The organism is Candidatus Poribacteria bacterium (assembly GCA_026702755.1).
GTDB lineage: Bacteria > Poribacteria > WGA-4E > WGA-4E > WGA-3G > WGA-3G.
This window is the reverse complement of record JAPPBX010000119.1, coordinates 1-13,890: the sequence shown is the minus strand read 5'-3', so window position 1 is coordinate 13,890 and position 13,890 is coordinate 1. Positions and strand designations below refer to the sequence as shown.

Here is a 13,890-nt window from a genome sequence, read left to right as displayed (position 1 = left end):
CACCCGATTCACCGAGTGAAACGCTTGCGCGAATTATGATTAACAAAATGAGTCTGCCAAGTTTGCCCACTGCGTGGGCAGTGGAGACAAACGGGGCTGAAGATGCCTATAAGCAACTCAAGTCCGCCGACCCTGATGAGCCGCACGCTTATGTCATTTGGGAACCGTACGTGACGAAAGCACTCGCTATCGAAGGCGTACATTTGCTGTTAGACAGTTCAAAACTGAAAGGCTACATTGTTGATGTGTTAGTGGTTCAGCGCAGTTTTTTGGATTCACAACGCGAACTCGTCACGCCTGTTGTCCAAGCGTATCTCCGAGCCAACTATGATTACAATAATCAACCCGATGGATTAGCCTCCTTAATTCAAGCGGATGCAAAGCGATATGGCGACTCACTTACCCGAAATGAGACAGATAAATTGGTCAAAGGGATTGAATGGCGGAACACGGTTGAGAACTACGCGCATTTCGGCATAATTCCCTCAACAGAGGCAAAAGGTACCGAGAGGCTCGAAGCGATGATCGCTAAAATTACACAGGTACTGGTGCAGACGAATTCAATCTCTGCCGATCCGGTGTCAGGAAATTATGAGCAGCTCTTCTTTGAGGGTATTTTGCGCTCACTCCACCACGATAAATTCCATCCGGGCATGTTGAACGCAAGCGGTAATGATGGATTAGACGGCATTTTTGTTGGCTCCACCCCTATGGAACAAGTTCGAGAAGAAGCCGCATTGAACCCACTTTCCGATGCCAACTGGAACGCGCTCGCGCCCGTTGCAGCCATGAAAGTAGACCCCATCCAATTCGGAAGAGGGAACGCCCGGATCCTCCCAGGTAGTAAACGTGCACTGCAAGAACTTGCAGCAAACCTGAAATCGTTTCCACAGTACTATCTCAGAGTCGTAGGACATACACGTCAGGAGGGGGATCCCGCGGCAAATCGGGTGCTCGCCTTACAACGTGCTGAGGCAGCCGCACAATCCCTGAGAGATTTTGGGATCGCAAACCACCGTATCCGCGCCATTGCAAGCAATCAGACCTCCACCCAGATGCGCGGGGCAGCCGCACAAAGTGTTACATTCGAGCTTCTCGGAAAACCGTATTGAGGAACAGTTGTCAGTTATCGGTTATCGGTTATCAGTTAAAGAGATCTTGATTACATCAGACACCTCTTAACTAACAACTGGCAACTGATAACTGATAACTAATAAAGAAATTGATTGATCGGAAATTGTTTCGGAAGAAATTCCTACTCCATCTTCTTGGCAATTCTTACGTTATCTTTCCTTTTGCCGCAGGCGGCTCCATCGCTTTTGCATCTTGGATATTCAACTTAGAACCGAAGATTCTCTATCTATTCGGCAGTGCGATTCTCAGCATCTTGGTACCTATCGGGACTCTGGTTAGCAAATGGGCTACCGGCACAGACGACATAGCCAAACAGGTTCATAGCGAGATTCTTCAGGAGGTCCATCAAAAGCAAGAAGAAGCCCTGAACTCTTTACGTGAACAACTTGAAGCCGATGGCGATGCACGAACAGAGACGATGCTCGAAGAACTCCGCGCCTTGCACACATCCTTTCAGGAGGAAGCAGGTGGAGACGGATGGATGGGAACCCTTCCGATTACCGTCAGAGCCGACATTACCAACAAAGTTTCTGAACTCTTTACACAAGCAGTCGAGTGTTTGAAAGACACGCTTAAAATGCACCAAAAATCAACGGGGACGCAATTGGGGACTACCGTTAAAAGTGTGCTTCAACAACATCGAGAACAACAGATTAAAGATGTTCAACAGACGATCATTCAACTTTCACACCTCTACGCCAGGGTGCTAACGCTCAATCCTGAAAGCGATGAGACAGAACTTACACGCCTCCGATCAGAACTCGACGAAAGTCTTACTTTTGCCAAACAAGTTGATGCGAAGATACGAGAATTAACACTATCTCATGATTATGATACCTCTCAAACAAAAGATGAGGAATCCGAAGAAAAATAAATCAAAGGAAGAAAATTATGACGCTATACACATGGCACCACGATAACATCTCCAGCAGCTGGGAACCTGTTTTAGAACGTTTAAAGATATTTGAATTACTCACACAGCAAATCAATAAAGAAAAAAAAGAACAGAAAACCGATTCAACCGAAACGCTCAAAACATTCTACACACATCATAATGAATTAATAGCCGATACGCGTGCCCGTGCGAGACAAGTACCGAGATATTGCGATGAGGCGATTTTAGACACCGCCTTCGTTGAAGCTGTTTGGCTATCCCTTGAACACTATCCAGCTTTAGTACATCATCCAGAGATTGAAAATTTAGATACCGCCGGTTCCAAAACCTTCACACTCTTTACGCCCGATGCTCCGACGACCTCAGACAAACGAGAAAATTTAAAAACCCGGCTCCAACGGACATTCAATCTGGATTCGGTAACTCTGGATAGGCTAACCGAGCAACTGGCCACACGAACGAGTCCACTTCGCCATCGGCATCAAATTATGAAGAGTTTAGAAACGCGCTTTAATCTGGTGTCCGATAACCCGAAACTCGACACAGGTATTTTACAACTTTTTCAGTCTTTATATCCGGGCGCGCCTTTTGAAACAGGCGATGTGAAACTGGTGAAAACTTCCTCCGCCCTCTATTTTTGTCTCCCAACTGAGCCACAGGAGAAGGCACAGGAGGCCAACACCTCCACAGCGGAACAGAGTGGAGAACACAATTCACCACAACACCCTACAGCCTATCATGAAAAATTCCTCCGAAAAATTTGGGAGGTTGAACCCTTTGCACATTTCCCCGTGTTCGGAACTTTTGACGCAGACGATTTAGACTTAAACTTGCGTCAGCAGATCTCCGCTGACACCGAACTGCCTTTGGAATTGGTCACGTCCACACTGACGCGTATGATTGGCGTTCTTCCCTTAGCAGAACTTGACAAATATCTAATTCACGATACTTGGGGACATCAGTGGCAGGAAAGTCTACTCGACTTTGAGGCACCTTACACGGAATTAACTTTGTTCAAACGTCCACTATCCTTAACGGAAACGGCTTCCGTTATGGGGAAGCAGACTTCGTTCGCTGATACATTTGTCAAAAATGAGACCGGAGCAATAGAACTTGATGCAGTCAAACTACAGCAATTTATTGATGCGGAATTGTACGAACGCACAATCATCGCCTTCACGCCTATTCTCGCAGAAATGCTCGCGGATGTCGTAGAATACAAGTTTTTGGAATTACACCCTGAACAGGAACATCTGTTGCCGAGTTCCTCCCTACTCAAAGCATTTCCGAGTAAACTGGACTTGACCCTCGTCGACTTACGCACTTGCTTTGGGCATGCCTCCGAAGTTTTCCAAAATTGGGTTGCCTCTGAATCGACACAACAGCAATTACATAAGGAAATTTGCGAAAAACTTGATATTCCAAACAATACGACACGACACACGGAGCTTTCGCAAGTCCTCAGTAGGGCTGTCGAACTCTGTAAAGAGCAGCTTCACTCCTTTTATCAACCGGAATGGTGTTGGGAACAAACCGAAACCGGTCAATTGAAACTGAACGCGTTTAGCTTCGCGGCACTGAACTTTCTCCGCATTCACACCGCCCTTATTCAGGCGTATAAAGATCTTTCACAGATCGAAACACCGTGTGGTTTCAAGGATATCTTGGTATTGGCGATGGGCACCTATTTTGAAAAAAACCCGCAGCAGAATATCTGGCAGCTTGACAGTTTTTTAACAGAGGCGTTTCTCCCGCGCTGGAAAAAATTGGCTGCGGCGGCTCCAAGCATCTAAAAGAAACAATTGAGAATTGCATCTACAGATATAAGAGCAATTGTTCGCGAAGGCGTTCATAAGCGAGATTCGCACCAGCGATGTTGCCTGAAGCCGGACCTATCTGAAGCTGCGCGATGGTGCCAGTTCCGAAGAGATTCTCAATTGGATGGAGTTGTAAATCCGTATCAAGCTGTGGGAGTCCACACACAAGCGGAACTTGATGTTGTGTGATTAGTTCTCTCAAAAATCCATAACAGCGAAGGTCAAATCGATATCCCGTTGCGAGGATAACGCGAGATACGTCAGCGATGACACCACGCGTCGTCTCAACCCGCAGCCTTTGTGTTTGCGGATACTTTCCCGTCGCAACGATGTTTCGGATACAGGTCTTAGGATAGATGTCAACATTCGGAGTATCCAGCAACACCTCCATAATATCAGGCGTAATGCTCCCTTCCCCTCTGTTCTGCTGAATTATCCCGTAGCGTCGCCGAAAATCGGTTTCGTTCGCAAACTCGGTGAGTGCTTTGGGACCTAACCACACCGGCGGAAAATCGAATTGTTCCGTCTTTAACTGCTTCCGAGCAATCAATGCTATACTATGTCCGCGCACGCTGAGACTCTTCGCAAGTGTCCCTGCCGTTAATCCACCACCAACAATAACAATTTTGTCTTTACTATCTCGCGCCTCCTCACAATTCACTGTAAATTGAGAGGCGTGTAAAACCCTATCGGGGTACCGACGTTGCCATTGGACGAACTCGGGTGGCACATAAGCACAGTCGTCAGCCCCGATAGCAAGGATGACACAACGACTCCGAAACCCTTGATTATTCGTTGAGATGATGCGGAACGGAAACCGACCCGCGCCTTTGTCCCACCGCAATTTTGCCACATCAAACTGATAATAGACCTTGCGCGTCTCCAATTCGGCAAGCGCAGCGTTGCAGAAATCCCAAAAGAGTTGCGTAGAGGGTTGTGAATATGGCGGTGCCAATTCATTTGTTCGGTTGTGACGCTCTGCGTATTCAACGATACCCAACGCATCAGGCGTAATGTGATGAACAGCAGGGGAACGGAGAAAGGTCATGCCTTGGCGTTCCGTTTTACATCGCCACTGGACAAGAGGTTGCGGATGTCGGTCAAGGATTGCGAGGTATTTCGCTGCTGTCGGCATGTCACGGAGCAGCCGAATCGCAATAGCGACACCATGTATCCCGCCACCGATGATGGTAATTGGAACGTTCCGATGTGCTAAATGGTTGTCAGTGGGAATGGCTATCGGCTTTCGGAAACTGTCAGCCATCAGTAACTTTGTTTGTGTGTTCATAAGACTTGTGGCATCGGTAAGAAGTCTGATTGCGACAAAAGCGTGCCTGAAAGCGAACGGTTTCCGACTGCTGACTGCTGATGGCTATTCCACTGATAACTGATAACTATTCAGGCAGATAAACACTCTTCAAAGCGAAAGTCTGTGAGAAGAGTTCAGCAGTGGCGCGGTAACGGCTGTAACGATACTGGACGATCCCAACGGATGGCGCGATCCAATAAACTGCGGGCGGACTAATCAAGAAAGCCGACGGTTCCGGGCTATCCCCGTAAACCACCTCTTCATGAACCACATAAGTGGTGTAACTACCCGCGGGGACGGTGACCCGTTCATTTTTGCCTGCTACATAGCGTGTGACCGTGACAGGTATGCCAACAGTCTTCTCAAAAACGACCCACTCTTTCCCGACTTCCAGCGGAAAATCTAATAGACGGCGCGGCGGGAAATGCTTTTGGTGATATATCGGATTATCAATAGGAAGAACAATGTCGAAAGCGGATTCTATCAACGCCTGCGGGGTTTTGAAAAAGTAAGTGGCTAAAAGTGGATACGGGAAGTCTTCATGAAACTCGGTGTCCAACCGTAAATAATAGGCATTCGCTGACAAGTGGTCAACAGCCTCGAGGGTGAACTCGTCCGGTTTCTCAGTCGTAAGTGCGCCAATCGTCATCTGTCGATGTGTTGTGCCACTGATATCGCGCGTGCCTTCAACCCGGACTGTAAATTCCTGATTGGTATCAACATTGATATAGGTCCACGCAGAGCCTGTAGCCGTTGGAAAATCAACAGCATGGAAACCTGTTGTCTCAGGCGGTGGCAGCGTTGTTTCACCGTGCGGATCAACCAGGCCCTCATCCCCACAACCCACGAGAAAAAGTAAAAGGAATATAATGGTTTTCGGTAAGAGACCCCTGATACACATCAGATTCCTCTTTAACTGAAAACTGAAAACTGAAAACTGAAAACTTTCCATCATTTTACTATACAGAATTTGCCGGTACTCTGGAATCCGTTCTCATCGGTTGCCCGGAAGAAATATAGCCCAGTGCAGACCATTTCGCCACGTGCGTTTGTGCAATCCCATTCAGATGCACTATTCAGCACTTTGATTAAATTTCCCAAAGCATCGTAGATTTCAATAGTCAATCCCTTCGGATAGAAGGTGAGGTGTTTACCCTGCCCTGCATAAAGCGGGTTCGGTGCCACCATAACATTCCGATGCGCGCTGTTCGCAATATAGTTGAAAGTTCGTCCCTGCCAGATTTGGGTGCCTGTTACACCAGCAGCGGATTGTCCACGAATTTTATAGAGATAGATACCCGTCGGCGGAAATCCGTTTGTTCGGAGTGTTCCAAGCCATTTCGTCTCAGTTTCCTGTGTTAAAACGACAGTATAATCGTTGTTATCAGGACTCTCCGCTATCAAGTGGGGTGCGGCTTGTAGCGGTCGCGTGCTTTGGACTTCAACCCGCCACTCACCCGTGCCGTGCGGTTGGGTATCAATAAAGAAAGCAGGTGCTGCGCTTGTGGTATCCACGCTTGGGATAATACCGTTCGGAGCAATGCTCGGCGTGCCCATAAGTCCTATCGCATCAACAGGCACAACAGCGTAGTAATAATGGAAGTTGTTTGGATCAAAGAATTCGCTATCAACATCAATCCCATCAAAGATAGTGGGATCTTCAAACCGAGTTTGTGTCACATCAACGCGTCCGACGATGTTTATATCATCTTCAGGAATACCGTTATCATCGCTATCGGCAGCGGCGCGCACCTCATCAGGATTCTCAAAAGGTTGAGGGACATCCGTTTCACGTAGTAGTAGAGAGCGTTTTCTGACGATTACGACTTCTCGAATACCCGTCGGGTTTTCAACATTCCACGTTACAATGGGTCCATTAGTGCCTTGAGAGACCCGCGCGTTTGAAAGTGTTCCAGCCGACGGCGCGCCCGCTGTATAACTAACAGATCCGCCAAAACTGCCACCCGGAATCACGACGCGTTCGACATCAGGGTGCATATTAATTAAGATGAGGGTAATCTCCTGAATGTCTCCCCCGAAATCCTTGAAGGTCATCTGCGCTTCTTGGGAACGTTGATAGGTAAAGGCTTCTCTGATGTCAGTGGTCCCATTCCGTTTCCTAACGATAAATTTGGCAGCCCACCCACGCAAACCGGTACCACTGTGTCGCTGCAGTTCACTCTGAATGTTCTGTTGATCCTCAGGCGGAAGACGACCAAGATTTATCGGCGCGAGGTCTGCACCATCAATTTTAATTGCGAATTCTGGCATAATACCTGCCGGACGGAAGACGATATACCGTGACGAGAAATGCTCAGGCATCGACTCTGAATCGAAATCGGCATGAACTGGATAACTCGTGTGGACATCGTTAGGATGAATAGCGATCGGCGGAAAGCGATGGGCATTCCTATAGCCCGACATTCCAGTTGCCGTATTCGCGCGGGTATGCGTAAAATAATTCCACACCGTGAAGGTCTTGAATGCCTCCGCGAGCGTGGTGCCGTTGTCCGTAAATACATCGTAGAAATTGCCCATCTCGCGATAACTACCATCGGTAGTGTTTCTGTAAAATTGCCGGACGATATCGTATCCGAACCGTTCCGCCATATATAAGGTCCAGATAACGGAACCGTATTCGTGGTCGCCGATGCGACTCTCAAGGGAAATATCGGGAATGAGAAACCAGCGACGGAGCTGGTGGATGTAATAGTTATAGGAATTGGTTTCGTTCGGTTCATCGGGATCGGGAAGTGTATCGCCATCGTCAATCACCCCACCATCATACGTCATCACCTCTATCCAAGTTGCGGACGCTTCCATGAACCATGTCGGCATATAGGCATTATATCCAAACTGGACACCGTGCAGGAACTCATGCGTACAGGTTGTTTCAAGATAGCGAATCCCCTCCGCTTTCCCAACGTAATCGTAGATACGAGAGTTGATCATGAAATAGGGCGCAACAGTTAGGGCAGTGGATAAGACGCGTCCCTCAAACCAGTCCGCTGTCGTGATACCGAGCGCAGGAAAGGTAAAGAGGTAGACATCATATTTATGATTGCCACCGTTCTGTGCTGCCCAAAAATCGATATAAGGCACCTTGAATCCCATCAGATCAATTTGGACGTGGTACGCACGTTCCATCGCATCGGCACAGAGATCAACATAATCGGGAACGCCATTGCGTGGGTGGAAATCCTCAAGGGGTGGTGCATGTGGACCGATACGCGTGTAATGGAATCTGAAATGTGGCGTGTTGAATTTTGCTGGCAGCTCCACCTCACCGAAGAAACTACCGGGGAGTCCGGGGCGCAGGAAAAGCCCCTTCAGCTGCTGGCGGTGCACAGAAGGCAAGTTTTGCCAATTCTTGGCGAGGGTGACAAAACTATCAGTCGCACATTCTGTGATTTCGCTTGGGGTATACCTCGGTTTGAGATTGGCGAATTGCCGAGCAGTCTGGATAGCATTTTGGAGTTCGGGATCCGGTGGAAGCGTGTATGCAACGGATGAGAATACTATAGAGAGCGCGATGATAAAAATAAACAACAATTTCATATTTTTAATTATGGATAGGACTTACGCAACTTTCTTACGAACAGCGACTACCACACGCCGCTGGCGAGGTTTGAAACCTCGCCAGCGAGGAAGCTGCGTAAGTCCTGATGGAGTTCTAAGGGACTTTCTTCGTTATCAAAAAGAGTTTTTTCTTTAGGTTGAGGTTTTGTTGTCTCAAGCAAAGCGGGTCGGTTTTCCATCAAGACTGGTATGGTTCGTCTCCTTCCAATATGTTTCTACACCTTCGTCACCCTTCTTTTCTGCCCATGCGTTGAGCTGCTCTCTCTCACCGACATAGTCATAAAGCGGGACCGCCATTCCACAGGAGGTTTGCACAAGGTCAACATTGAGATCGAAAATCTGTCTTGCCCCCGGCAGTGGTCGGAACAACGGAAAGAGCAGCTGCCATTCAGCATCGTCTTTGTGGACAGCCCTTGCAGTACCATAGAGGCGGAGGATCATAGGGTTATCTTCAAAAGCGGTAAACATAAGCGTCATGCGTGGGTTTTCTTGAACGTGCGCGGCGGTCTCATTCCCACTCCCCGTTACATTTAACCAAGCGACGCGGTTTGCATCAAGGATGCGTAAGGAATCCATACCCTTGGGAGACAGATTGATTCTGCCGTCGGCTGTTGCAGTCGCGACGAAGAAGATTTTTTGGTCCTTGATAAATTGCTGTAGCTTTTGAGGAATTTGAGTGTATAACTTCGCCATGGTTATAAAATTCTCCCATTTGAGAAAGCAGTCGGATATAGATATAGTATACCATACACCCGACCGCTTCTACAAAGAATTTAATGCGCTTTGATGGCACCCCACGTGAGCGCAAGTTTCCCTGCCGGTTCAACGTCAAAGGCGATTTGGTAATTCTCCATAACCTCTTTGTCATCTAAGACACGATGGTAGACAGCAACATCATCAATCTCGCCCTCGAAATAGAAGGGCTTGATAAAAGCGTTGCGGTCGTGTCCAACCGCGACAACAACATGGCTCCGCGTGTCGCGACTGTTTATCTTTCCATCCGCCTCGGCATCAAGTTCACCGTTGAGGTAGAGGAACTTTTTCTCGTCCTTGCCAGCAGCCACAAACGTGACGTGCGTCCATTCCCCGGCTTCGACAGCCGTCTTAGTTTTGAAGACACCGAACCCATCGCCCCCTCTCTGGGTTTGTATTGTGCCATCTGCTAAAAGCTCCAGCCATGAATCGCCGCCGCCTTGTGGATCATCGTCCCAAATGATGACCTTCGGACCAGCGGGCAGTGCTACGGGTTTAATCCACATTGCGTAGGTAAGATCCTGTCCCGTGGTGGCTGGCCCCATGACGACATAATCCTCTTTACCGTTGAAACTGAGCGCATCGCCAACAATGCCCTCTACAATCTTGGGGGCACCTTTAATCTCTCCATCGTTTTCACCGAGGGCATCTTTGGCTACCTTGGCATCGGTATCGCCCTTATCAAAAGTCCAATGCCCTCCCAATCCGTCTTCAATCGATTGTGCGTGTGCTATCTCCGTATACACGGCTGCAAAGACAAGGACCGCCGCGCAAAAGAGCGCAAAGTATAGACCGAATTTCATCTATTCACCTCCTGGGTATCGTAAACCCATGATGTGCAATGTACTCGTTCGGTGGAAACAAACCGTCCACTGATTTCACTTAACACTGATGTACACAGCAAAGCAGTTCAATTCCTCAGTAGCCTTAATTTCTTGCGTTTGACTACCTTTAAAGAAAGCATTCAGACTTGCCGATGCAGGCAACAATTGAATTGCTCTGTTATCGGATTAGACGTATTAGAAAACAAAAAGTTCGCTTTGCTTAATTGCATTGCTATTCGATTTACCCAACAAACTCTTAGTGACAACGGGTTTTCAGAACCTCTATCCATTAAGGGTTAGCAGTCGGAATTGGGAGATCCATCCTACAACTCTTTAAGTGCAGCCCACGTTGTTGTCAATTTATTTGAGGGGTCAACGGCTTGTGGTTTAGCACCTTCGATGTCGCTTACATGTTCGCCTTCGTAGAGACGGATATGATCAAGCCAGACATCCACTTTTTGTTCGCCCATGATTATGCCAGCGCGCGAATTCGCATCATCTGCCGTCATTTTGAACGTGATGAAGAATTCTTTCCACGCTTCAGACAGATTGATTGTCTGCCTCGCATATTCATTCCACGGATCCCCTTGATGAAGAATGCGCATTACGACAGTTCTCGGCTTTTCGCTTTTCGCCCACAAATTGTAAGTATAGGTCGTACCTTTCTCCAGCGTGAAAGGTTGTTGATAGAATTGGATGTGCCATAGCGCGCCCGCTTTGCTAATTTTGACATAGACAACCTTCTTTCCGGCGATCGGTTCCGCCTTTTTACCCTCGGTTTGGAAAAGCGCAGCGGCATCGGCATGCGTCCAGTGGTGCCATCCTTCAAGATTGAGGTCAAAATCGCCGTTTTTGAGGATATTTTCTGGAGGTTTCTCGGCATAAGCAAACGTTGCGAATCCGAACAGCCATATCAATACAAGTGAACAGATGCAAACCAAAAATCTCTTAGTCATGCTCACCACCTTCTTCTTCATGACCATGTTCACCTTCCCCCTCTCCGCCATGCTCACCACCTTCTTCTCCATGACCGTGCTCACCCTCTCCCACTTCAGGATGCGCAGTCCATCCGTCGAAATCCGTGCTTGTCGCAGTGAGTAGGATTTCTCTTTTTTCACCGGGAGCAAGGTCACCTGGGGTTGTTGGACCGAGTTCCACGCCGTTTGATAAGTGGACTTCAACCCGAACTTGCTTCAAATTTTCGTCTGTGGTGTTTGCGACGGTGCCTTTGAAGGCATTGCTTTGTGAGTCGTACTTTAAAATGAGTCGGGCCCCTTTACGCACCTTATCGTATTGCTCATCCAATGCGAATTCAACGTTAGATTCTTCACCGCCATCTCCAACAGACAGCTCTTCCTTTTTAGAGCACCCACTTATACTGACCACCAATATGATGGCACTTGCAGCAAGAACACCATAAATCGGATTCATGAATGTACCTCTCTGTGAAAAATAGGAATTGTAAACGTTATTTTTTAAACAACACATTCGGGGTTAGCAAATATATAGACGAAAAAGGGAGCAATAGGTGTATTGCTCCCTTGAAGGAATCTGCTAACAGAGTCCTCTCCGAAGTTGCATCAGGACTGAAGTCCCGGGCTTAATTACCACCGCCTTCAGCACCTTCGCCACCTTGGCCGTGTTCACCGCCGCCTTCAGCACCTTCACCGCCGCCTCCACTGCTGGGACCGACTTCCGGATGTGCTACCCACTCGGTAAAGGATTGGCTTCCGACCGGAAGTGTGACAGCGTGCGATTCATCGGGCTTAAGGTCAACGTTCGGTGTTGGACCGAGTTCATCAACGGTGACCGTACCGTCATATAAATGAACCTCGACGCGAACTTGTGGTAAAATCGCACCTGTCGTATTTGTAACAGTGCCTGTAAAGGCATCGGTTGCCGCATCATAGGATATAACCAGACGGGCACCGTTTCGGACATTATCGTATGTATCGGCAAGACCGTATCGGACTGACGACTCTTCGTCACTTGCGCCAGCAGCGACTGGACTTGTTGTAATGGAATTTTCTTCATCACTTGAACATCCGGTCATACTGGCTATCAATATCAGCATAAAAGCGATTGCTGTCAGAATTCTCAAATGGCTATTCATGATATACTTCCTTTTCTTTGGACTTACACACCTTCCGCATTTGTTGAGGAAGTTTGAAACCTTACATCAATTTGGTGTGCGCTCCAATTGTATGTAAAAATATACGTTTTGCGTTTCATAATTTCGTCCTTCCTATCGTATAGAAACGATTTGCGTGAGAAAAAGTTTACTTAGGACTTACGGATTTCCTCTTCAAGTCCGCTGCTAAAGAGAATTCAAAGAAGTCTTTAAAAAAGAAAAAGGGCAGGTTTTATAACCTGCCCTTCAAGAGGTTTCCCGGCAACGACCTACTTTCCCGCGGGGTCGCCCCCGAAGTATCATCAGCGCTGAAGGGCTTAACTACCGTGTTCGGGATGGGTACGGGTGGGTCCCCTTCGCTATAGCCACCGGAAAGGTGTATAAGAATATTTGACAATTGTATAGAATATGAGGGGTCGGTAGAAGAAAGGAAGTTATCAAGCCCTCGGCTTATTAGTACCAGTTAGCTGAACCGCTCACACGGCGTACACATCTGGCCTATCAACCTTCTTATCTCGAAGGAGCCTTACCAACTTAACGTTGTGGGATATCTTATCTTGAGGGAGGTTTCACGCTTAGATGCATTCAGCGTTTCTCCATTCCGTACATAGCTACCCAGCGGTGCCACTGGCGTGACAACTGGTGCACTAGAGGTACGTCCACCCCGGTCTTCTCATACTAGGAGCAGCATCTCTCAAATATCCTACGCCCATACCAGATAGGGACCGAACTGTCTTACGACGTTCTAAACCCAGCTCGCGTGCCACTTTAATCGGCGGACAGCCGAACCCTTGGGACCTGCTGCAGCCCCAGGATGTGACGAGCCGACATCGAGGTGCCGAACCGCCCCGTTTATACGAGCTATTGGGGGCGACTAGCCTGTTATCCCCGGAGTACCTTTTATCCAATGAGTTACGGCCTTTCCACACAGCACCGTAAGATCACTAAGCCCTGCTTTCGCATCTGCTCGACGCGTCCGTCTCGCAGTTAAGCTCCCTTCTGCCTTTACACTCTACGCGCGGTTTCCAATCGCACTGAGGGAACCTTAGGGTGCCTCCGTTACATTTTGGGAGGCGACCGTCCCAGTCAAACTACCCACCTGACACTGTCCTCGACACGGATTCACGTGCCGGAGTTAGAATTCCAATGCAACAAGAGTGGTATTTCAAGGGCGACTCCACTGAAGCTGGCGCACCAGTTTCATAGTCTCCCACCTATCCTACACATGCAACATTAAAACCCAATATCAAGCTATAGTGAAGGTTCACGGGGTCTTTCCGTCTTGGTATGGGTAACCGGCATCTTCACCGGTATTACAATTTCGCCGAGTCTCTCGCCGAGACAGTGCCCATGTCGTTACGCCATTCGTGCAGGTCGGAACTTACCCGACAATGAATTTCGCTACCTTAGGACCGTTATAGTTACGGCCGCCGTTTACCAGAGCTTCA

12 protein-coding genes and 2 rRNA genes are annotated in these 13,890 nt (G+C 48.1%); 3 read left to right on the top strand and 11 right to left on the bottom strand.

The annotated features are described in order from the left end of the window. From OXH39_23775 to OXH39_23765, 3 genes are all read left to right on the top strand, one after another. On the top strand, positions 1-1,112 hold a 1,112-nt coding region (locus OXH39_23775), incomplete at its 5' end, for a phosphate ABC transporter substrate-binding/OmpA family protein (GenBank protein MCY3553488.1). A gap of 125 nt (positions 1,113-1,237) precedes the next feature. Continuing rightward, positions 1,238-2,008 carry a hypothetical protein gene (locus tag OXH39_23770; GenBank protein MCY3553487.1) on the top strand — a complete coding sequence of 257 codons (771 nt, stop codon included), beginning with the start codon at positions 1,238-1,240 and terminating at the stop codon, positions 2,006-2,008. A gap of 17 nt (positions 2,009-2,025) precedes the next feature. Beyond that, on the top strand, positions 2,026-3,822 hold the full coding sequence (locus OXH39_23765; GenBank protein ID MCY3553486.1) for a hypothetical protein: 1,797 nt from the start codon (positions 2,026-2,028) through the stop codon (positions 3,820-3,822). A gap of 22 nt (positions 3,823-3,844) precedes the next feature. Here OXH39_23765 and OXH39_23760 read toward each other — a convergent pair whose 3' ends face one another. The 11 genes from OXH39_23760 to OXH39_23710 form a co-directional block, all read right to left on the bottom strand. Beyond that, complete coding sequence (locus tag OXH39_23760; protein MCY3553485.1) at positions 3,845-5,134, bottom strand: SidA/IucD/PvdA family monooxygenase; 1,290 nt, start codon at positions 5,132-5,134, stop codon at positions 3,845-3,847. Between the two features lie 106 nt (positions 5,135-5,240). Continuing rightward, on the bottom strand, positions 5,241-6,056 hold the full coding sequence (locus tag OXH39_23755) for a hypothetical protein (protein ID MCY3553484.1): 816 nt from the start codon (positions 6,054-6,056) through the stop codon (positions 5,241-5,243). A 50-nt stretch (positions 6,057-6,106) separates the two neighbouring features. Then, positions 6,107-8,704 carry a T9SS type A sorting domain-containing protein gene (locus tag OXH39_23750; protein ID MCY3553483.1) on the bottom strand — a complete coding sequence of 866 codons (2,598 nt, stop codon included), beginning with the start codon at positions 8,702-8,704 and terminating at the stop codon, positions 6,107-6,109. Positions 8,705-8,760: 56 nt separating this feature from the next. Continuing rightward, a complete protein-coding gene (locus OXH39_23745; protein MCY3553482.1) occupies positions 8,761-8,895 on the bottom strand; it encodes a hypothetical protein in 135 nt (44 codons plus the stop codon). Further along, positions 8,888-9,427, bottom strand: coding sequence for a pyridoxamine 5'-phosphate oxidase family protein (locus OXH39_23740; GenBank protein MCY3553481.1), 540 nt, complete (start codon positions 9,425-9,427; stop codon positions 8,888-8,890). The genes OXH39_23745 and OXH39_23740 overlap by 8 nt, the downstream gene beginning before the upstream one ends. Positions 9,428-9,507: 80 nt before the next feature. Then, the gene (locus OXH39_23735) at positions 9,508-10,290 is read right to left on the bottom strand and encodes a LamG domain-containing protein (GenBank protein ID MCY3553480.1); all 783 of its coding nucleotides are present in this window, start codon (positions 10,288-10,290) and stop codon (positions 9,508-9,510) included. A gap of 344 nt (positions 10,291-10,634) precedes the next feature. Next, positions 10,635-11,267 carry a carbohydrate binding domain-containing protein gene (locus tag OXH39_23730; protein ID MCY3553479.1) on the bottom strand — a complete coding sequence of 211 codons (633 nt, stop codon included), beginning with the start codon at positions 11,265-11,267 and terminating at the stop codon, positions 10,635-10,637. Further along, positions 11,260-11,742: an FxLYD domain-containing protein gene (locus OXH39_23725; protein ID MCY3553478.1), complete on the bottom strand. Its 483-nt coding sequence runs from the start codon at positions 11,740-11,742 to the stop codon at positions 11,260-11,262. The genes OXH39_23730 and OXH39_23725 overlap by 8 nt, the downstream gene beginning before the upstream one ends. A gap of 169 nt (positions 11,743-11,911) precedes the next feature. Then, a complete protein-coding gene (locus tag OXH39_23720; GenBank protein ID MCY3553477.1) occupies positions 11,912-12,424 on the bottom strand; it encodes an FxLYD domain-containing protein in 513 nt (170 codons plus the stop codon). A gap of 274 nt (positions 12,425-12,698) precedes the next feature. Next, positions 12,699-12,815: ribosomal RNA gene (gene rrf, locus OXH39_23715) — 5S ribosomal RNA — on the bottom strand. A gap of 60 nt (positions 12,816-12,875) precedes the next feature. Next, a 23S ribosomal RNA gene (locus tag OXH39_23710) occupies positions 12,876-13,890 on the bottom strand; the annotation flags it as partial.

Bases quoted from the DNA above. Each gene is read 5' to 3' on its own strand.
- OXH39_23730 (MCY3553479.1), bottom strand. From the start codon at position 11,267: ATGACTAAGAGATTTTTGGTTTGCATCTGTTCACTTGTATTGATATGG.
- OXH39_23735 (MCY3553480.1), bottom strand. From the start codon at position 10,290: ATGAAATTCGGTCTATACTTTGCGCTCTTTTGCGCGGCGGTCCTTGTC.
- OXH39_23760 (MCY3553485.1), bottom strand. From the start codon at position 5,134: ATGAACACACAAACAAAGTTACTGATGGCTGACAGTTTCCGAAAGCCG.
- OXH39_23765 (MCY3553486.1), top strand. From the start codon at position 2,026: ATGACGCTATACACATGGCACCACGATAACATCTCCAGCAGCTGGGAA.
- OXH39_23725 (MCY3553478.1), bottom strand. From the start codon at position 11,742: ATGAATCCGATTTATGGTGTTCTTGCTGCAAGTGCCATCATATTGGTG.
- OXH39_23720 (MCY3553477.1), bottom strand. From the start codon at position 12,424: ATGAATAGCCATTTGAGAATTCTGACAGCAATCGCTTTTATGCTGATA.
- OXH39_23740 (MCY3553481.1), bottom strand. From the start codon at position 9,427: ATGGCGAAGTTATACACTCAAATTCCTCAAAAGCTACAGCAATTTATC.
- OXH39_23755 (MCY3553484.1), bottom strand. From the start codon at position 6,056: ATGTGTATCAGGGGTCTCTTACCGAAAACCATTATATTCCTTTTACTT.